Source organism: Prevotella sp. oral taxon 376 (assembly GCF_003043945.1).
GTDB lineage: Bacteria > Bacteroidota > Bacteroidia > Bacteroidales > Bacteroidaceae > Prevotella.
The window spans coordinates 1,399,666-1,421,996 of the sequence record NZ_PYXG01000001.1; the positions used below are offsets into that span (position 1 = coordinate 1,399,666).

10 protein-coding genes and 1 tRNA gene are annotated in these 22,331 nt (G+C 49.4%); all 11 read left to right on the top strand.

The genetic code is table 11. The features are described from left to right. Positions 1-57: 57 nt before the first annotated feature. The 11 genes from rpoB to C7120_RS06140 all read left to right on the top strand — a co-directional run bounded on the left by rpoB (position 58) and on the right by C7120_RS06140 (position 22,326). Complete coding sequence (gene rpoB / locus C7120_RS06085) at positions 58-3,870, top strand: DNA-directed RNA polymerase subunit beta (RefSeq protein ID WP_107621410.1); 3,813 nt, start codon at positions 58-60, stop codon at positions 3,868-3,870. A 30-nt stretch (positions 3,871-3,900) separates the two neighbouring features. After that, positions 3,901-8,247, top strand: a complete 4,347-nt coding sequence (gene rpoC, locus C7120_RS06090; protein ID WP_107620780.1) for a DNA-directed RNA polymerase subunit beta' — start codon at positions 3,901-3,903, stop codon at positions 8,245-8,247. 921 nt (positions 8,248-9,168) lie between these two features. Continuing rightward, positions 9,169-10,653: an IMP dehydrogenase gene (gene guaB / locus C7120_RS06095; protein ID WP_107620781.1), complete on the top strand. Its 1,485-nt coding sequence runs from the start codon at positions 9,169-9,171 to the stop codon at positions 10,651-10,653. Between the two features lie 17 nt (positions 10,654-10,670). Continuing rightward, entirely contained in the window at positions 10,671-12,095 is a 1,425-nt protein-coding gene (locus C7120_RS06100; protein ID WP_107620782.1) for a peptidylprolyl isomerase, read from the top strand. A 4-nt stretch (positions 12,096-12,099) separates the two neighbouring features. Beyond that, the gene (locus C7120_RS06105) at positions 12,100-13,536 is read left to right on the top strand and encodes a peptidylprolyl isomerase (protein WP_107620783.1); all 1,437 of its coding nucleotides are present in this window, start codon (positions 12,100-12,102) and stop codon (positions 13,534-13,536) included. Next, complete coding sequence (locus C7120_RS06110; protein WP_107620784.1) at positions 13,533-15,191, top strand: OstA-like protein; 1,659 nt, start codon at positions 13,533-13,535, stop codon at positions 15,189-15,191. The genes C7120_RS06105 and C7120_RS06110 overlap by 4 nt, the downstream gene beginning before the upstream one ends. 221 nt (positions 15,192-15,412) lie before the next feature. Beyond that, on the top strand, positions 15,413-17,227 hold the full coding sequence (mutL, locus tag C7120_RS06120; RefSeq protein ID WP_107620786.1) for a DNA mismatch repair endonuclease MutL: 1,815 nt from the start codon (positions 15,413-15,415) through the stop codon (positions 17,225-17,227). A 179-nt stretch (positions 17,228-17,406) separates the two neighbouring features. Beyond that, complete coding sequence (locus tag C7120_RS06125) at positions 17,407-18,549, top strand: OmpA family protein (RefSeq protein ID WP_107620787.1); 1,143 nt, start codon at positions 17,407-17,409, stop codon at positions 18,547-18,549. A 635-nt stretch (positions 18,550-19,184) separates the two neighbouring features. Then, a tRNA-Val gene (locus C7120_RS06130) sits at positions 19,185-19,259 on the top strand. Positions 19,260-19,383: 124 nt separating this feature from the next. Beyond that, positions 19,384-20,730 (top strand): adenylosuccinate lyase, encoded by a 1,347-nt coding sequence (gene purB / locus C7120_RS06135; RefSeq protein ID WP_107620788.1) that lies wholly within the window; start codon positions 19,384-19,386, stop codon positions 20,728-20,730. A 75-nt stretch (positions 20,731-20,805) separates the two neighbouring features. Further along, positions 20,806-22,326, top strand: coding sequence for a pseudouridine synthase (locus C7120_RS06140; RefSeq protein WP_107620789.1), 1,521 nt, complete (start codon positions 20,806-20,808; stop codon positions 22,324-22,326). The last annotated feature ends 5 nt before the right edge of the window (positions 22,327-22,331 follow it).

Here is a 22,331-nt window from a genome sequence, read left to right on the forward strand (position 1 = left end):
GGACCAAAGCTTTTGCAAGCCGGAGAGGCTAATCAAACTGAATATTATAACTATTATATGGCTACAAAAATTGTTGATAACAGAGTAAATTTTGCCAGCGTGCATAATCCGTATCCATATCCGGATTTTCTCGATGTGCAGTTGAAGTCTTTCAAGGACTTCCTACAGTTGGATACTCCGCCAGAGGAACGCAAGAACGACGGGCTATATAGGGTGTTCGCGGAGAACTTTCCTATTACCGATACTCGTAATAATTTCGTCCTTGAGTTCTTGGATTACTATGTTGATCCTCCGCGCTATACCATTGACGAGTGTCTTGAGCGTGGTCTGACATATAGTGTACCTTTGAAGGCCAGGATGAAGCTTTACTGCACGGACCCGGATCATGAGGCTTTTGCACCTGTAACTCAGGATGTGTTCTTGGGAACCATTCCGTATATGACGGCAAATGGCACCTTTATTATTAATGGAGCAGAGCGTGTAGTCGTTGCTCAGTTGCACCGTTCTCCGGGCGTGTTTTTCAGCAGTACATTGCATGCGAATGGCACTCCGCTTTATAGCGCTCGTATCATTCCGTTCAAGGGCTCATGGATAGAGTTCTCTATTGACATCAACAATGTGATGTATGCCTATATAGATCGCAAGAAGAAGTTGCCTATCACGACCCTTCTCCGCGCTATCGGCTATGAAAGCGACAAGGATATTCTTCAGATATTTGACCTTTGTGAAGAGGTGAAAGTAAACAAGAAGAACATGAAAGCCGCTATCGGTCGCAAGCTTGCTGCCCGTGTGCTGAAGAGCTGGAACGAAGACTTTGTTGATGAGGATACGGGTGAGGTTGTTTCTATTGAGCGTAACGAAGTAATTCTCGATCGTGAGACAGAAATTACAGCCGAGAGTGTAGAAGAAATTCTTGATAGTGGGGCTTCGACAATCCTGCTTCATAAGGATCAGGAGGCAGCTCAGAAGTATTCTCTCATTTTCAATACTCTGCAGAAAGATCCTTCTAACTCCGAGAAAGAGGCCGTGCTCTATATCTATCGTCAGTTGCGTAATGCGGACCCTGCTGATGATGCCAGTGCTCGTGAAGTTTTTACCAATCTGTTCTTCTCTGATAAGCGTTATGATCTTGGTGAGGTCGGTCGTTATCGAATCAACAAGAAACTGGGTCTTAATATAGATTCAGATATTCGTGTCTTGACCAAAGAAGATATTATAGAGATTATCAAATATCTGATTAATCTGATCAACTCCAATGCCGCACTTGATGATATCGATCACCTGAGTAATCGCCGTGTTCGCACGGTCGGCGAGCAGTTGGCAAATCAGTTCTCTATAGGTTTGGCTCGTGTTAGTCGCACTATCCGTGAGCGTATGAATGTACGCGACAACGAGGTGTTTACCCCGACAGATTTGATTAATGCCAAGACAATCTCCAGCGTAATCAATTCTTTCTTCGGAACGAATCCCCTTAGCCAGTTCATGGACCAGACCAATCCATTGGCGGAAGTTACGCATAAGCGCCGCCTTTCAGCCCTTGGCCCTGGCGGCCTTACCCGTGAGCGTGCAGGATTTGAGGTTCGTGATGTACACTATACTCACTATGGACGCCTTTGTCCGATTGAGTCGCCTGAAGGACCAAACATCGGGCTGATTTCTTCGCTCTGTTTATATGCGAAAATTAATGATCTTGGCTTCATCGTAACCCCTTACCGCAAGATCGTGAATTCTGTTGTGGATATGGACAACGATCATGTTGCCTATCTTACTGCCGAGGAAGAAGAAGACCGGATTATTGGTCAGGGCAATGCTCCTCTCAATGCAGATGGAAGTTTCGTTCGTAAGATGGTTAAATGCCGTCAGGATGCTGACTATCCGGTAGTGCCGCCTTCTCAGGTAGACTATATGGATGTATCTCCACAGCAGATTGCTTCCCTGTCTGCAGGTCTGATTCCTTTCTTGGAACATGATGACGGGCATCGTGCCTTGATGGGATGTAATATGATGCGCCAAGCAGTCCCCCTGCTTCATAACGACGCACCCATCGTAGGTACAGGTTTGGAGAAAAAGGCCTGCGAGGATTCACGCACGATGATAACTGCTGAAGGTGATGGTGTCATAGAATATGTTGACGCAACGACGATTCGCATTCTCTATGACCGTACAGAGGAGGAGGAGTTTGTAAGTTTCGAGCCTGCCTTGAAAGAATATAGAATTCCCAAGTTCCGTCGGACAAACCAGAACATGACCATCGACCTTCGTCCTATTTGCGACAAGGGCCAGCGTGTTAAGAAAGGTGATATCCTGACAGAAGGGTATGCTACTGAAAATGGAGAACTTGCATTGGGCCGTAACCTTCTCGTCGCTTATATTCCTTGGAAAGGTTATAACTACGAGGACGCCGTCGTGATTTCGGAGCGTATGGTTCGCGAGGATGTATTAACCTCCGTCCATGTTGATGAATATTCTTTAGATGTTCGTGAGACCAAGCGTGGTTATGAGGAATTTACATCCGATATTCCCAATGTATCGGAGGAGGCGACGAAGGATCTTGATGCTAATGGTATCATCCGTGTCGGTGCTCGTGTGGAGCCAGGTGATATCCTGATTGGTAAGATATCTCCTAAGGGAGAGAGCGATCCATCTCCGGAAGAGAAACTGCTCCGTGCTATTTTTGGCGATAAGGCTGGTGATGTAAAGGATTCCTCGTTGAAGGCTAATCCGTCGCTGACGGGTGTCATCATAGATAAAAAGTTGTTTTCCCGCTCTATCAAGACTCGTGAGTCAAAGAAGCAAGACAAGGTTCTCTTGGCTAAGATTGACGAGGAATATGAGGCAAAGATAGACGATTTGAAGGATATTCTTGTAGATAAGTTGCTCGAGCTCACCAAGGGCTTGAAATCACAGGGCATCAAAGATTATACCGGTGCGGAGATTATTACGAAAGGTAGCAATTTTACGGTTGCGGTCTTGAAGAATATTGAATACGACGGTATTGAGAGCAATAACTGGACGAATGACGAGCATAAGAACAAGCTTATCTCTAAGCTTATTATGAATTATATGCGTAAGTATAAGCAGATGGATGCCGAGTTGAAGCGCCGTAAGTTTGCCATTACGATTGGCGACGAGCTTCCTTCTGGAGTGATCCAGATGGCAAAAGTCTATGTTGCTAAGAAGCGTAAGATTCAGGTAGGCGATAAGCTTGCTGGTCGTCATGGTAATAAGGGTATTGTTTCTAAAGTAGTCCGTATGGAGGACATGCCGTTCCTTGAGGACGGGCGCCCGGTAGATTTGGTACTCAACCCGATGGGCGTGCCTTCTCGTATGAACCTTGGCCAGATATTCGAGGCTATCCTCGGTGCTGCAGGTAAGAAACTCGGTGTTAAGTTCGCAACTCCAATTTTTGATGGAGCCAAGCTTGACGACCTGCAGAAATGGACTGACAAGGCAGGTCTCCCACGCTTATGCTCTACTCATATATATGATGGTGAGACTGGTGAGATGTTTGACCAGCCCGCAACAATTGGCATAACCTACTTCTTGAAACTTGGCCATATGGTTGAGGACAAGATGCATGCTCGCTCAATTGGTCCTTATAGTTTAATTACTCAGCAGCCTCTTGGAGGTAAGGCTCAGTTTGGAGGCCAGCGTTTCGGAGAGATGGAGGTTTGGGCACTCGAAGGTTTCGGTGCCGCTCATGTGCTTCAGGAGATTTTGACAATCAAGAGTGATGATGTTGTCGGTCGTTCGAAGGCTTATGAGGCCATAGTTAAGGGCGATCCTCTTCCAACCCCGGGTATCCCAGAATCGCTCAATGTGCTTCTCCACGAGCTTCGTGGACTGGGATTAAGTGTGAAACTTGATTAAACGAGAACCCTTTTAACAAATATAAGAAACATGGCTTTCAAAAAAGATACAAAGGTAAAGAATAATTTTACGAAGATTACCATCGGACTGGCTTCTCCTGAAGAAATCCTGGAAAATTCGTATGGTGAGGTTACCAAGCCTGAAACCATCAATTATCGTACATATAAGCCGGAGCGCGACGGCCTTTTCTGCGAGCGCATTTTTGGTCCGACCAAGGATTATGAGTGTGCCTGTGGTAAGTACAAGCGCATCCGCTATAAGGGTATTGTTTGCGACCGTTGCGGTGTTGAGGTTACCGAGAAGAAAGTGCGTCGTGAGCGTTCGGGTCATATCGAGCTCGTCGTTCCGGTTGCTCATATCTGGTATTTCCGTTCATTGCCGAATAAGATAGGCTACCTGTTGGGAATTCCCACAAAGAAGCTTGATTCTGTTATCTACTATGAGAAGTATATTGTTATCAAGCCTGGCAAACTCGAGGGAACTTCCGATGCAGAAGGGGTAGAGCTCAATGGCTCTCACAAATACGACCTCCTTTCCGAGGAAGAGTATCTTGATATCGTCGATAACCGTCTCGAACCTAATAACGATCTTTTGGATGATGCTGATCCTAACAAGTTTATTGCGAAGATGGGTGCCGAAGCAATCCAGAATCTTCTCGCAGAACTTAGTACAGAGGATGAAAATGGTCAGACAGGGCTCGATAAGATATCTTATGAATTGCGCGACCGTGCCAACAACGACTCTTCTGCGCAGCGTAAGACCGACGCCTTGAAACGCTTGCAGGTCGTTGAGGCTTTCCGTGGATCAAAGAATATCAATAGGCCAGAGTGGATGATTATGAAGATTATTCCGGTAACTCCACCAGAGCTTCGTCCTCTGATTCCGCTGGATGGTGGCCGTTTCGCCACATCCGATTTGAATGATCTCTATCGTCGTGTGATTATCCGTAACAATCGTCTGAAGCGATTGGTGGAAATCAAGGCTCCTGAGGTTATTCTCCGCAATGAGAAACGCATGTTGCAGGAGGCTGTCGACTCTTTGTTCGATAACTCCCGCAAGGCAAGCGCCGTCAAGAGCGAAAGTAATCGTCCTTTGAAGTCTCTTTCTGATTCTCTGAAAGGTAAGCAAGGGCGCTTCCGTCAGAACTTGCTCGGTAAGCGTGTTGACTATTCAGCTCGTTCCGTAATTGTTGTCGGTCCAGAGTTAAAGATGGGCGAGTGTGGTCTTCCTAAGTTGATGGCTGCAGAGCTCTACAAACCTTTCATTATCCGTAAGCTCATCGAACGGGGTATCGTGAAGACCGTGAAGAGTGCTAAGAAAATCGTAGATCGCCGCGAGCCGGTAATCTGGGATATCTTGGAGAATGTGATGAAAGGGCATCCCGTTCTCTTGAACCGTGCTCCTACGCTTCACAGGCTTGGAATTCAATCTTTCCAGCCAAAGATGATAGAGGGCAAGGCTATCCAGCTTCATCCGTTGGCCTGTACGGCGTTCAATGCCGACTTCGACGGCGACCAGATGGCTGTCCATCTTCCTTTGAGTAACGAGGCAGTCCTTGAAGCTCAGGTGTTGATGCTTCAGAGCCATAACATTCTCAATCCTGCAAATGGCGCTCCTATTACCGTTCCTTCTCAAGATATGGTATTGGGATTGTATTACATCACTAAGATACGCCCGGGAGCAAAGGGCGAAGGACTGACATTCTATGGTCCGGAGGAAGCTTTTGTCGCAAACAACGAAGGCCGTTGCGACCTGCATGCGCAGGTAAAGGTCATGGTCGATGATGTTGTTGATGGCAAGCCTGTCCGTCATTTGGTGGAGACTTCGGTAGGTAGGGTGATTGTCAATCAGATTATACCTGTAGAGATTGGTTACTTCAACGATGTAATTTCCAAGAAGACATTGCGTGGCATCATTGCCAATGCCATTAAGGCTGTAGGTATGGCTCGCGCTTGTGAATTTCTGGATGGCATCAAGAACTTGGGTTATCGTATGTCTTATGTGGCCGGCCTTTCTTTCAACCTTGACGACATCATTATTCCGAAGGAGAAAGTTTCCATTGTAGAGAAGGGGAACAAGGAAGTAGAGGAAATCACCAACAACTATAATATGGGTTTCATCACCGATACCGAGCGTTACAATCAGGTCATCGACGCGTGGACTCATGTCAACAACGAGCTTGGTGATGTCTTGATGAAGGAAATGACCGAGGCCGACCAAGGGTTCAATGCCGTCTTCATGATGTTGGATTCCGGTGCTCGTGGTTCTAAGGATCAGATTAAGCAGCTCTCTGGTATGCGAGGGTTGATGGCCAAGCCGCAGAAGGCTGGTGCTGACAGCCGTGGTACGATAGAGAATCCTATCCTTTCTAACTTTAAGGAAGGCATGTCTGTGCTGGAATATTTTATTTCCTCTCACGGTGCCCGTAAAGGTCTTGCCGATACGGCCATGAAGACTGCCGACGCCGGTTATCTGACCCGCCGTCTTGTGGATGTCAGCCACGATGTGATTATCACGGAAGACGACTGCGGTACATTGCGGGGTCTTGAATGCCGTGCGTTGAAGAATGGCGATGAAGTCATCGCTACTCTCGGTGAGCGCATCTTGGGTCGTGTGTCAGTTCATGATATCTTGGATCCTACGACAGGCGAGCTCATTTGTTCTGCCGGCGAGCAGATCACGGAGGATGCCGTTGCGAAGATAGAGGCTACTCCTATCGAAATGGTTGAAATCCGTTCCGTGCTCACTTGCGAGAGCAAGAAGGGCGTTTGTGCTAAGTGCTATGGTCGTAACCTTGCCACTGCCCGTATGGTACAGAAGGGCGAGGCTGTGGGTGTCATTGCGGCACAGGCCATTGGCGAGCCAGGTACGCAGCTTACACTGCGCACTTTCCATGCCGGCGGTGTGGCAGGTGGAGCGGCAGCGAATGCCTCTATCAAGGCAAAGAATGATTCTAAGATTGAGTTCGACGAGCTTCGTACCGTTGACTTTAAAGATGAGGAAGGCAAGGATTGCAAGATGGTGGTAAGCCGACTGGCTGAAATCCGTTTCGTGGATTCCAATACTAATATCGCGTTGAGTACGCTGAATGTGCCTTATGGTAGTTCACTCTATTTTGTCCATGGAGATACCGTTAAGAAAGGCGACCTTATCGCCAAGTGGGATCCGTTCAATGCCGTGATCGTAAGTGAATATGCTGGTACGCTGAAGTTCCACGATGTTGTCGAAGGTTCGACCTATAAGGCAGAGACCGATGAAACCACGGGCTTGACGGAGCGTATCGTCGTGGAGCCCAAGGAGCGCAACCTTGTTCCTTCATGCGATGTCATCGATAAGAACGGTAATATTGTTGCAACTTATAACTTCCCGATAGGAGGACACATTGCCGTTGAGGATGGCGAGACCATCGTAACCGGTAAGACGCTTGTCAAGATACCTCGTAATGTGGCAAGCGCAGGTGATATTACCGGTGGCCTTCCACGCGTGCAGGAACTTCTCGAGGCTCGTAATCCGTCTAATCCGGCTGTCGTATCTGAAATCGACGGTGAGGTGAGCATGGGTAAGATTAAGCGTGGTAGCCGTGAGATCGTCGTTACTTCCAAAACAGGCGACCAGAAGAAGTATCTTGTCAGCTTGAATCGTCAGATTCTCGTGCAGGAGCATGATGCCGTCCGTGCGGGCACTCCGCTTTCCGACGGCGTCGTAACCCCCGACGATATTCTTGCAATCCAGGGTCCTACTGCCGTGCAGGAGTACATTGTAAATGAGGTGCAGGATGTGTATCGGCTTCAGGGTGTGAAGATCAACGATAAGCATTTCGAGATTATCGTTCGTCAGATGATGCGTAAGGTACAGATTAACGATCCGGGCGACACCACTTTCCTTGAGCAAGAACTTGTTGATAAACTTGATTTTGCCGACGAGAACGATCGTATCTGGGGAAAGAAAGTGGTAGTGGATGCCGGCGACTCTGATATTATGCGGAAAGGACAGATCGTAACGGTGCGTAAGTTGCGTGATGAGAACTCAAGTCTGAAGCGCCGCGACCTTCGTCTTGTCCAGGTGCGTGAGGCCGTTCAGGCTACTGCCACACAGGTGCTTCAGGGCATTACCCGTGCAGCTCTTGGTACGAAGAGCTTCATGAGTGCCGCGTCATTCCAGGAGACAACCAAGGTTTTGAACGAGGCTGCCATTCGTGGTAAGGTAGATACGCTGGAAGGAATGAAGGAAAATGTCATCTGCGGGCACTTGATTCCGGCTGGCACAGGGCAGCGTTCTTTCGACAAGCTCATCGTTGGTAGCCGTGAGGACTACGAGCGTATGGAGGCCAATCGCAAGAACATACTCGACTTTGCTGATAATGTTGTGGCTGAATAATGTTCCGCTCTCTTTATAACAGGGGCTGCAGGCATTCATTTGCTTGCGGCCTCTTGTTTTTTAAAAATACTCTTGATAGAGCCATGCGATGCTTCATAGACGATTGTTTTTCCCTCGTTATAATAACTTTATCTATGGTCTGTCGTAATGCTGTTGATGAGACACGACCTTGTTTCTCTTAAACTTGAAGTCCTTGAATGATTTAATTAAACAGGTGTAAGGAGTGAAACTGTCTGTCTTGTTTGTATTGTAAAGCTTATTTTAAAACTTACTTTGTGTTAATGCTCTCTGATTCATTGAGATAAAATGTCAGAAAATCATCCACATCACAAGAGGCCAGGGCCAGAAGCCCCCACATCATTTAAATTGCCTTTTTCTTCATTGTTCCCCTTTTGCCGTTCGTGTAAATATGCGGCAAATATACCTTCCGGTTCTCTTATGAGCAAGCGAAAGTTGAGATTTTTATGCGCTTGCGGCCTTGGGAGAGCCACAATCGGGGATTCGGCTTATCAGGTCGAAGGGTATTGTCAGCCGTTGATAAGGCGGTTACACGCTGCTTGTAATCCCGTTACACACTGCTTGTAATCCTGTTACACGCTGCTTGTAACATTCCCGGAGGTGAATAGCCCGTTTGTCAGGGATGGCCGCCTTTCCGCCGATCTGATGCCGGGAAGTTTCCCATGTCTACCCGGCTTGCCTCTTTCCCGTCCCTGGGGCTTTGGAGAAAGACGGGATGAAGGTCGGCGGCAGACCTATCACGCCCCTTGCTTTCTTGACTTTCAGACGGCGGGAGGGCAGTGTATCGGTTATGTCGGAATCGTGCGTTAAATACCATTAAATGCGCGAGAAATTCATGGAAAGCGGTTCAAATGTGGATTTTTATTGTTAAATTTGCACGCAATAAATTTCTAAAATCACATTATGTCATCATTTGTTGCAGATAAGATTGTAATGGACGGGCTCACCTTCGACGATGTCCTGTTGATACCGGCTTATTCGGAGGTGCTGCCCAAAGGGGTAGAGTTGAGAACCAATTTCTCCCGACACATCGTGCTGAATGTGCCTTTCGTAACTGCCGCCATGGACACCGTCACCGAGTCGAGCATGGCCATCGCCATCGCGCGGGAAGGTGGTATCGGCGTGATCCACAAGAATATGCCCATCGAGGAGCAGGCCCGTCAGGTGGCCATCGTGAAGCGTGCCGAGAACGGAATGATCTACGATCCCGTTACCATCCGTCAGGGACGCGCCGTGAGGGATGCTCTGCAGATGATGCGCGACTATCATATCGGTGGCATTCCCGTGGTTGACGCAGAGAATCACTTGGTGGGAATCGTTACCAACCGCGACCTTCGCTTCGAGCGCAGGCTCGACAAGACCATCGACGAAGTGATGACCCGCGAGAATCTTGTTACCACTCATCAGCAGACCGACCTTGCCGCGGCGGCGCAGATACTGCAGGAAAACAAGATAGAGAAACTGCCCGTCGTGGATGGCAACAACCATCTGGTGGGCCTGATTACCTATAAGGATATTACCAAGGCCAAGGACAAGCCCATGGCCTGCAAGGACGAGAAAGGCCGGTTGCGTGTGGCTGCCGGCGTGGGGGTTACTGCCGATACGCTCGACCGCGCACGGGCGCTCGTCGAGGCCGGGGTGGATGCCATCGTCATCGACACCGCCCACGGGCACTCCAAGGGTGTGGTGGACAAGCTTGAGGAGGTGAAGGCCTCTTTCTCGGGCATCGATGTCGTGGTGGGCAATGTCGCTACGGGCGAGGCCGCACGCTATCTCGTAGAGCACGGGGCCGACGCCGTGAAAGTGGGCATCGGCCCGGGGTCCATCTGTACGACGCGTGTGGTGGCCGGCGTGGGCGTTCCCCAGTTGAGCGCGGTCTATGAAGTCTATTCCGCCCTGAAAGGAACGGGGGTGCCGTTGATTGCCGATGGCGGTCTGCGCTATTCCGGCGACATCGTCAAGGCGCTGGCTGCCGGCGGCAGCTGCGTGATGATCGGCTCGCTCGTTGCCGGTACGGAGGAGAGCCCGGGCGAGACCATTATCTATAACGGCCGTAAGTTCAAGTCCTATCGCGGCATGGGTTCCTTAGAGGCCATGGGGCAGAAGAACGGTTCCAAGGACCGCTATTTCCAGGGCGACACCATGGATGTGAAGAAGCTGGTGCCTGAAGGTATCGCCGGTCGAGTGCCCTACAAGGGAACGGTGCAGGAAGTGGTCTATCAGCTTATGGGCGGTCTGCGCTCCGGCATGGGCTACTGCGGTGCCGCTACCATAGAACGGCTTCACGAGGCAAAGTTTACGCGCATCACCAATGCGGGCATCTTGGAGAGCCATCCACACGACATTTCCATTACGAGCGAGGCGCCGAACTACAGCCGCCCAGAATAAACAGAATCGAAGAAGAAATGAAGTCAAACCTGTTGCTTACAGCCTTACTCTTGTGGAGCGGCATGGCTTTTGCCCAGCATGATCCGACGATTATGACCATCAACGGGAAACCGGTGAGTCGGTCGGAATTTGAGTATTCTTATAACAAGAACAATACCGAGGGGGTGATCGACAAGAAGAGCGTTGAGGAATATGTAGACCTGTTCGTCAACTATAAGCTCAAGGTCGAGGCAGCCCTTGATGCCAAGCTCGATACGGCGCAGTCGTTCCAGAAGGAATTTGCCATTTATCGCGACCAGCAGGTACGCCCGTCGGTCATTACGGATGCCGATGTAGAGGGCATGGCCCGCAACATCTATAACGAGACTCGGCAGCGTGTGGACGGCGGGGGCGGACTTGTCAGGCCGGCTCACATTCTCGTGCAGATGAGGCAGAAAGCTTCCCAGACGGAGATGGCCGCGGCAAAGCAACGGATTGACTCTGTATACGACGCGCTCCAGAAGGGAGCCGACTTCGCGGAACTGGCAAGAAAAGTCTCTGACGACAAAGGCTCTGCCGTGAACGGCGGGGAATTGCCATGGCTGGAACGAGGCCAGACTTTGAAAGAGTTTGAAGACCAAGCCTATGCCCTGAAGAAAGGTGAAATGAGCAGGCCTTTTGAGTCTCCGGCCGGTTGGCATATCCTCTTGCTGAAAGATAAGCGTAATTTCTTTCCTTACGACTCGGTGCGTGCGGATATCGTGAAGTTTATCGATCAGCGGGGGCTTCGCGAGGCCATCATTGACAAGAGGCTCGACTCTCTGGCAAAGACCGCGAGGCCTGAGACGACCCCTGCCGACATACTTGCCCAAAGGCAGGCGGAGCTGGAAGCGGGCGATCCTGCCGTGAAATATTTGATTCAGGAATATCACGACGGCCTGTTGCTCTATGAAATCAGCAATCGTACCGTCTGGGACAAGGCCTCGAAAGACGAGGACGGGCTAAAGGCTTATTTCGCCAAGAACAAGGAAAGGTATAAGTGGACCGAGCCCCGCTTCAAGGGCATAGCCTATCATGTGAAGGACAAGAAAGATGTCAAGAATGTCAAGAACGCTGTCAAGGGACTTCCTTTCGGACAATGGACGGAGAAGCTCCGCGAGACTTTCAACAATGACAGTATCTTGCGTATCCGTGTAGAAAAAGGCATCTTCAAGAAAGGAGACAACTCACTGGTCGACAATAGGGTGTTCAAGACCGGCGCAGAGGTAAAGTCCCTCAAGGATTTCCCGATTGATGCCATTTTCGGCAAGAAACTCAAGACACCACAGGAAGTAGACGATGTCCGCTCGCAGGTTCTTGCGGATTATCAGGAGTCGCTGGAGAGAAAATGGGTTGAGGAATTGCGCCGGAAGTATCCGGTAGAGATAGATCAGAAAGTATTGAAAACGGTAAATAAACATTAGGAAGATGAAAAAAGGATATCATATATTTACGGGTTTCCTGGCCCTGCTCTTGCTTATAGGGAGTCAGGCCAAGGCGTTTCGGGCCAAGGCAATGCCCAACTCAGCCGACACGACGAAGGTGGCTCAGGCGACAGAGGTTCCCGAGTCTTCAATCGTCGACGAGGTGATATGGGTCGTGGGAGATGAACCGATTCTGAAGTCTGATGTCGAGGCACTGCGTTTGCAGTCTGAGGCCGAGGGCGTGAAGTGGGAAGGCAATCCAGACTATGCCATTCCCGAGCGGATTGCCGTTCAGAAGTTGTATCTCCATCAGGCTGCCATCGATTCGGTCGAGGTATCTGAGTCTGATGTGGCGGCAACCATTGACCAGCAGATAAACAACTGGATTTCAATAGCAGGATCGAGGGAGAAGCTGGAAGAATATCGTGGACAGACCATCTCGCAGATGCGCCAGCAAATGCACGATGAGTTTAAGAATCAGCAGATCTCCCAGAAGATGCGTCAGGAACTGGTAAAGGACATCTCCGTTACGCCCAGTGATGTGCGTAAGTATTTCGACAAGCTTCCCGCAGACAGCCTCCCCTTCGTGCCAACGGAGGTAGAAGTGGAGATTATCACCCGGCAGCCAAAGATTTCACAGGAGGAGATCAATCGCGTGAAGGATGAACTTCGGGGATATACAGACCGGGTGATGAATGGCAGCGCTTCGTTCGCTACCTTGGCCCGCCTTTATTCAGAGGATCCTGGCTCCGCACGGCAGGGTGGCGAGATGGACTATGTGGGGCGTGGCATGCTTGACCCTGCATTTGCCAATGTGGCATTCAATCTTACAGACCCTAAGAAAATCTCCAAGATCGTGGAGACGGAGTTTGGCTTCCATATCATTCAGCTGATAGACAAGCGGGGCGATCGTATCAAGGTCCGCCACATCCTTCGCAAACCTCATGTCTCGGACGAGGCCATAGCAGAGACAAAGCTCCGTCTGGATAGTATTGCCGGCGATATTCGTGCCAAGAAGTTCTCTTTCGAAGAAGCTGCCACCTATGTCTCTGACGACAAAGAGACGCGGAATAACCATGGATTGATGGCGTTTACCGATCAGGAAAACGGTGCCCGTACTTCTCGTTTCGAGATGAAAAATCTGCCCCCTGAGGTTGCCCGCCAAGTGGAAAAAATGCAGGTGGGCGATATTTCGGAGCCGTTCCAGATGGTGAACGATAAGGGGAAGACCGTCGTTGCCATTGTGAAACTGAAGAATAGGGTAGAAGGCCATAGGGCAACAATCACCGAGGATTTCCAGGTGATGAAGAATGTGGTGCTCAATAAGGAACGCGAAAAGGTGCTCCATGACTGGGTCGTAGAGAAAATTAAGCATACCTATGTATGGATGAGTCCTCGATATAGGAATGGAGAGTATCAATATGAAGGCTGGGTTAAATGACGCCAATAAAAGTGATAACCAAACATATCAGCGGGCATAGGATTACTTTCATAGCGATTCTATGCCTTTTTGGCCTGTATGTACAGTCAAGCCAACCTGCCAAGAATACGCGCAAGAAGAGTGATGAGCGGATATACTTGGTTCACTCAGATGAGTTGAAGTACGACCATTTTGGCAATAATCCCGATGCGCAGGTCGTAAAGGGGAATGTCCACTTCACTCATCAGGGCGCACAGCTTTGGTGCGACAGTGCCTATTTCTTTCAGGAAGCAAATTCGGTAAAAGCTTTCGGACATGTCCGTTTCAAGCAGGGCGATACGCTTTCGCTGAATTGCCGATATGCGGAATATGACGGCCTGGGGCAGATGATGCGTGCCCGCTATGATGTAGTGCTAAAGCACAGGAAACAGACGCTTACCACGGACAGCCTGGACTATGACCGCCTGTATAACTATGCCTATTTCTTTGAAGGTGGAAAGCTTGTCGACGGGAAAGACCAGCTGGTGGCCGACTGGGGAGAATACTATCTGGATTCCCGTCAGGCGGTATTCAAGTTTAATGTGAGGATGCGTAGTGAGGATCGCCTGATAAAGACAGACACTCTGTATTATGACACTCGCAAGTCGCTGGCCCATATCGTTGGACCGAATTCCGAGATTACTTCCAAGGAAAGCATCGTGAACACTTCAGATGCCTATTACGACACGCGGACGGGGCAGGCACAACTGTACGGTCGATCCAAAATGGTGGATAAGCAGAAAGAGATAACGGGCGACAGCCTTTTTTATGTCAAGGAGGGGGAGAGTCATGGTTATGGAAATGTCGTATATATAGACCATGAGAATAAGAATTCCCTGGTCTGTGATGAACTTCATTATAACGAGAAGACCGGAAAGGGGTTTGCGACCAAGCGGGCTGTATTAAAGGATTTCTCACAAGGCCCTGACACTTTGTTCGCACATGCGGATTCCATCAAGCTATACACTTTCAATATCAATACGGATTCGGTTTACCGGTTGGTACATTGTTATAATAAGGTACGCGCATACAAGACGGATGTTCAGGCAGTATGCGATTCCTTGGTAGTCAGTTCGTTGGACTCCTGTATGACGATGTATCGCGATCCGATTGTGTGGAATGGGAGTCGGCAATTGCTGGGAGAGGTGATTAAAGTATATATGAATGACTCCACGATCCGAAAGGCCGAAATCATAGGTCAGGCGCTCTCCGTAGAGCAGATGGCGGACAGCATGTATTATAACCAGGTGTCCTCGAAACAGATGAATGCATACTTCATAGATGGAAAGATACGCGAGGCGGAATCTTTTGGGAATGTGCGGTCGATATATTATCCAACTGATGACAAGGATAGCTCGCTCATTGGGTTGAACTATCTTGAAACCGATACGATGCGGATGTATATGACTCCCGAGCGGAAGCTGGATCGTATCTGGACTAATAAGTTTACATCGGTTTTATATCCGATGACGCAGATTCCCCCAACGCGCGATAAACTGGATGTTTTTGGGTGGTTTGATGAAATTCGTCCGAAGGATAAGCACGACATCTTTAACTGGAGAGGAAAGAAAGAGGGTGAGACTCTTAAGACCATCAAACGCCATGAGGCTCCTTTACAGAATTTGAAAAAGTCATGAGATATTTTAACAGCAGACGGCCACAGGGTTTCCATCATGGATTTATATATTCTGACGGAAAGGAAAAAGCGGAAGACTTAAGGGATAAGTTTTCCGAGTCTTTACTGAAAGGCAGGGAGAAGCGCAGGGTGTTTTCATCCCGCTGGGTGAATATCGTCTTCCCCCTGATACTTGTTTTGTTGCTGATTTTCGTCTGTTATATTATGATTTAGGGAGGAAAGATGAGCGATATCATTCAATTGTTGCCAGATTCGGTGGCCAATCAGATTGCTGCAGGAGAGGTCATTCAGCGTCCCGCGAGTGTTATCAAGGAGTTGGTTGAGAATTCCGTTGATGCAGGCGCGGAGCATATAGATATCCTTGTAGTGGATGCCGGCCGAACATCTATTCAGGTGATTGATGACGGAAAAGGCATGTCGGAAACTGATGCGCGATTGTCTTTCGAGCGTCATGCCACTTCCAAGATTCGTAAGGCAGATGATCTGTTTGCCCTTCACACCATGGGATTCCGCGGAGAGGCTCTGGCATCGATAGCAGCCGTTGCCCAGGTTGAATTGAAGACGCGGCAGGACGGGGAGGAGCTAGGGACGCATCTTTCGATCTCCGGTTCGAAATTTGTTGGTCAAGAGCCTTGCTCTTGTCCTGTAGGAAGTAATTTTAAAGTAGAGAACTTGTTCTTCAATGTTCCCGCCCGCAGGAAATTCTTGAAGTCAAACTCGACGGAGCTTAACAATATCCTTGCGGCTTTTGAGCGCATCGTGTTGGTCTATCCGGAAGTTGCCTTTACCTTTCACGGTAACGGGGTGGAGATGTATAATCTGAAGGCATGCGGCTTGCGACAGCGTATCGTTGATGTTTTCGGGAAAAAGCTCAATCAAGAGCTGATTCCTGTAGATGTCGATACCACGATTTGCAAGATAACGGGCTTTATCGGTAAGCCGGAGTCTTCTCGCAGGAAAGGGGCGCATCAATATTTTTTCGTGAACGGCAGGTATATGAAGCACCCTTATTTCCACAAGGCCGTCATGTCGGCCTTTGAGCGCCTTGTGCCTATGGGGGAGCAGGTGTCCTATTTCCTCTATTTCGAGATTGCTCCGGGCGATATAGATGTAAATATCCATCCTACGAAGACGGAAATCAAGTTCGAGAACGAGCAGGCAATCTGGCAAATCCTTTCTGCGGCCGTGAAAGAGTCGATAGGCATATTCAATGATGTGCCTTCGATAGACTTTGATGTGCAGGGAAAACCGGACATTCCGGTGTTTCATACGGATACGGACTCTGTGCCTTCTGCTCCAAAGGTACGGGTGAATCCGCAGTATAATCCATTTAACGAGAAGTCTGCGACCCAACGGAAAGCGCCCGCGAACTGGGAAGAACTTTATCAGGGGCTAAAACAGCCCCATTCCGATGAGGCCGAGATTTTCGAATCAGAGGCCGAGACTGTTTCCGGGCGGAAGATCATAGAGGAGAAATCGCCCACGCATTATCAGTATAAAGGCAAGTATATCATGACAGCGGTGAAGTCGGGCCTCATGATCATCGATCAGCATCGGGCACATGTAAGAATTCTTTATGAGAAATACCTTGCCCAGCAGAGGAATCATAAGGGACAACCGCAGAAGCTTCTTTTCCCGGAAATGCTTTATCTGAGCACCTCCGGCGTCGTTCAATTAGAGAAAATGAAAGCCGAGCTGGAGGATTTGGGGTTTGAAATCATTGATGTGGGCAGAAATACATTTGCCGTCAATAGTGCTCCTGCAGGCCTTGATGGGCTGGACTATGTAACTCTCATCAATGAAATGTTATCGGATTCAGTGGAAAGGGGCACTTCCTCAAAAGAAGAGATGAACCGCTCCTTGGCCCTGAGCCTGGCCAGAAATGCCGCTATTCCTCAAGGAGAAGTTCTGAACAACGAAGAGATGGAGAGTGTTGTCAATAGTCTGTTTGCCTGTGAGAATGTGAATTATACTCCTGATGGTAAAAGCATATTCTGTATTTTGAGACAACAAGATATAGAACATTTGCTGGGATAAGGCATGATGCAGTACGGAAAAGGCTAAAAAATGTCTTTTTTGTTCATCTTTTTTTAAAAATACGGAGATTTTCTCAAGAAAAAATGATTATATTTAAAAAATATTACTATCTTTGTGCCCAAATAGAGGTGTAAGTATATATAGTAAAATTATTTTTTGATTGTTAAATATAAATAGTTATGAGAAAATTATTGATTGTATTAGCATTTGCTAGTGTGTCTATGTGCTCTTTCGCACAGGATGCAGATCCTACACTCAAATATAGTGTAGCAACTAATTCTTTCTGGAGCAACTGGTTCATCCAGGTGGGTGGTCAGTGGAATGCTTGGTATTCAGGTCAGGAGCATGGTCAGAACCTTGCAGCCAGCCCGCTTAAGAGCTTCCGTTCTAACCCAGGTGCTGCAGTAGCGATTGGTAAGTGGTTCACTCCGGGTCTTGGACTTCGCACGAAGCTCCAGGGTATCTGGGGTAAGCGTGTGTGGACTAATGCTCAAGGCCCAGAAAGTACAAGCAATCGTTATTGGTTCCTGAATGAGCACATCCTGTTTAACTTGAGCAATATGCTTTGTGGCTACAACCCCAATCGTGTTTGGAATTTCATTCCATTCGCCGGTGGTGGCATTGGCCGTTCCATGACTGCTAACTATTACAGCATGGATCTCTCTGCAGGTATCTTGAACACATTCCGCCTCGGCAAGCATGTAGGCCTCCATCTCGAGTTGGGTTGGATTCGCGCCGAGGGCGATATTGACGGCTACGATCAGGTTGTTGGCGACCGTGGATGGGTTTCTCACGACAACAATCTCTATGCAGAACTTGGTTTAACCTTCAACCTTGGCAAGGCTACTTGGGACAAGACTCCTGATGTAGACGCTATCAAGGCCCTTTCTCAGTCTCAGATTGACGCTCTCAACGCTCAGCTCAACGATGCTAACGCGGAGAACGCACGCCTGAAGGAGATGCTTGCTAACCAGAAGCCAGCTGAGACCGTGAAGGAATTCGTTACAACTCCAGTATCTGTATTCTTCAACCTCAACAAGACAAACATCGCTTCCCAGAAGGATCTCGTAAATGTAGAGGCTGTCGCAAAGTATGCTAAGGAGAACAATTCTAAGCTGATGGTCAACGGTTATGCCGACAGCGCAACCGGTAAGCCTGCCCACAACCAGTGGTTGTCTGAGCAGCGTGCCGCTACTGTTGCCGACGAGCTCGTTAAGATGGGTGTAAGCCGCGACAACATTACTACTAAGGGTAATGGCGGTGTAGACGAACTGTCTCCTATCTCATTCAACCGTCGTGCTACCGTAACTGTTGCTGAGTAATCTATTCAATCGACACGACAAGATACAAGGGGGTGTTCCTGCGGGAGCATCCCTTTTCGTTTTTGGAGACCGGGCATGGAAATGATGACACTTCCCGTTCGCATGAGCAGTAGGATGTCAGGGGCAGGCCTGCCGCACCCGGTCGTGCCAAGGACCGCTTTTACCTCTGTGGTTTGTAGCCGTTCGGAATCATTCAATCGCATTACTGATTTTTTGCAGACCGCAGAGGAAGGTCTTACAAACAGCGTGTAATGCGATTACAAACAGTGTGTAATGCGATTACAAACGGCGTGTAATGCCCTTACACGCAGCAAGTAACCTCTCTGTCAGCCGTTAGCCGAAAAGCCTCTGCTTGCCTCGGCAGGCATGGCATGGCGCCTTCTTTGGCATGTATTCCTGTCGGAATCCCACTGCAAAGACACCTTTAGCTTCGACATTTCCAAGAAAAAGTGCTGCATTCCCTCTGTCCGTGCGGCATTTCAAGGCCTCCCGTAAATTGGCAGAATGAGTAAAAAAGACAGCTCGGGAACCGCCCAGAGAAGTTTTTTTCTTTAAATATAGAAAAAACTTTGGAAAATATTTGGCAGTTCGGAAATAATGCCTTATCTTTGCACTCGCTTTTCAGATGAAGCCAAGGGCGTTTAGCTCAGCTGGTTTAGAGCATCTGCCTTACAAGCAGAGGGTCTGCGGTTCGAATCCGTAAACGCCCACACAAGAGTCCTGCAAATCAAAACGATTGCAGGGCTTTCTTGTTTTTAACAAATCTTTTCCCTGTTATTTGCAGGTATATCGATTTAAATTCGTACTTTTGCAAGCGGATAAATTCAAGTAAGAATGGAGTTGGACAGGTTGACCGCCATTTCTCCGATTGATGGCAGATATAGGAGTAAGGCAGAGCCTTTGGCAGATTATTTTTCGGAATATGCCCTTATTAGGTATCGGGTGCGGGTAGAGATAGAATACTTTATCAGCTTATGTGAGCTGCCACTGCCGCAGTTGGCCTCGTTGGATACCGCCTGTTTCGACCGTCTCCGGGCCCTCTATCGGGATTTCACGGAGCAGGATGCCTGTCGTGTCAAGGAAATAGAGGCGACGACGAATCATGATGTGAAGGCCGTGGAATATTTCATCAAGGAGCAATTCGACGCCATCGGCCATCTGGAAGCCTATAAGGAGTTTATCCACTTCGGCCTTACCTCGCAAGATATCAACAACACCAGTGTCCCGCTCTCCATCAAGGAAGCCCTGGAACAAGTGTTCTATCCTTTAGTGGAAGAGCTCATCGGTCAGCTGCGGGAGTATGCGGAAGCATGGGCGGATGTGCCCATGCTCGCCAAGACCCATGGCCAGCCGGCATCTCCGACGCGGTTGGGCAAGGAGGTGATGGTCTTTGTCTATCGTCTTACGGAACAGCTTGACAGCCTGAAGGCCTGTAGGATGAGCGCGAAATTCGGCGGTGCTACGGGCAACTTCAATGCCCACCATGTGGCCTATCCGTCCGTCGACTGGCGGGCTTTCGGCGACCGGTTTGTGGGTGAGAAGCTTGGTTTGCGGCGCGAGCAATATACCACGCAGATCAGCAATTACGACCATCTCGGCGCGGTGTTTGATGCCATTCGCCGTATCAACACCATTATTATAGACCTCGACCGCGATTTTTGGATGTATATATCCATGGAGTATTTCAAGCAGAAAATCAACCCCGGGGAGGTGGGATCGAGTGCAATGCCCCACAAGGTGAACCCTATTGACTATGAGAATAGCGAGGGGAATCTGGGCATGGCGAATGCCATCTTGCAGTTTCTGGCACGGAAACTGCCCGTAAGCCGCCTGCAGCGCGACCTGACAGACTCAACGGTCCTGCGCAACATAGGCGTTCCCATCGGGCACAGCATCATTGCCATTCAGAGCACGCTGAAAGGACTTCGCAAGCTGATCCTCAATGAAGATAAGCTCCGTGAGGACCTTGACAGCGCCTGGGCGGTGGTGGCAGAGGCCATTCAGACCATCCTCCGCCGTGAGGGCTATCCCCATCCGTATGAGGCTTTGAAGGCACTTACGCGAACCAACGGGAAGATGAGCGAGGAAACCATACGCGAATTCATACGAAATCTGGATGTAAGCGAGCATGTGAAAGCCGAATTGATGGCCATCGCGCCCAGCAACTATACGGGAATTTAATAAAAACAATCTAAATATTCAGTATTAAGTAACAGTAGTATTAATCAAGCCGTGAGGCTACAAAAGAAAAAAGAAATGGAAGATTTGGAAAACAAGACACAGGAGTCTTCTGTAGAACAGAATGACAACAGCCGTGAAGGCTATCAGCCATCTGCAGAAAGTAATCAGGAAGAGTATCGCGGCACGCCAAGGCCACAGCGTCCCCGTATCCACACTCAGCGTGCATATAGCTCTGACCGTGGCAATTCGGTCAACAACGAAGATGGCGGTTTCCGTCCTGAAGGCTTTGGGGCCGGTCTCCAGAACTCGGCTTCGCAGCGTCCCCGCGGGAGCTATCATTCCCGTCCGCAGCAAGGCGGCTATCGTCCTCGTTATTATAATAATGATGGCGAGGGTGGTTATCAGTCTCGTCCGCAAGGCGGCTACCGTCCCCGCTATAACAACAATGGTGAGGGTGGAGGCTATCAGCCCCGTCCGCAGCAAGGCGGCTATCGTCCTCGCTATAACAATGACGGCGAGGGCGGCTATCAGCCCCGTCCTCAGCAAGGCGGCTATCGTCCTCGCTATAACAACAATGGCGAGGGTGGTGGCTATCAGCCCCGTCCGCAGCAAGGCGGCTATCGTCCTCGCTATAACAATGATGGCGAGGGTGGCTATCAGCCTCGTCAGCAAGGCGGGGGTTATCCTTCTCGTGGCGGTTACCAGCCTCGTGGTGGTTATCAGCCTCGTCCACAAGGCGGCTATCAGCCACGCGGCGGTTACCAGCAGGGTGGTTATCAGCCCCGGGGCTACCGTCCGCATACGGCCGACTATGACCCGAATGCGAAGTACAGCATGAAGAAGCGCATCGAGTACAAGGAGGAGCATATTGACCCCAATGAGCCGATTCGCCTGAACAAGTATCTCGCCAATGCCGGCGTCTGCTCTCGCCGTGAGGCCGATGAGTTCATCCAGGCTGGTGCTGTAACCGTGAACGGTGAGGTCGTAAAGGAATTGGGAACGAAGGTCCTGCGTTCAGACGAGGTTAAGTTCCACGATCAACCGGTCTCTTTAGAGAAGAAAGTCTATGTCCTCCTGAACAAGCCGAAGGACTATGTTACTACGAGCGACGATCCCCAGCAGCGTAAGACCGTGATGGATCTCGTGAAGAGCGCTTGTCCGGAGCGTATTTATCCCGTTGGCCGGCTCGACCGCAATACGACGGGTGTGTTGCTGCTCACCAACGACGGCGACCTTGCCAGCAAGCTCACTCACCCCAAATTCTTGAAGAAGAAGGTCTATCATGTCTTCCTTGACAAGAATGTTACCGCTCATGACATCCAGCAGATTGCGGAAGGCGTGGAGCTGGAAGACGGTGAGGTGCATGCGGACGCTATAGAGTATGCCGATGAGAGCGACAAGAGTCAGGTAGGCGTAGAGATTCACAGTGGCAAGAACCGTATCGTCCGCCGTATCTTCGAGCATCTTGGCTATCGGGTAGTCCGGCTCGACCGTGTACAGTTTGCCGGTCTTACGAAGAAGAACCTTCGTCGTGGCGACTGGCGTTTCCTCACGGAGAAAGAGGTTGATATGCTCCGCATGGGTGCTTTCGAGTAATTTCA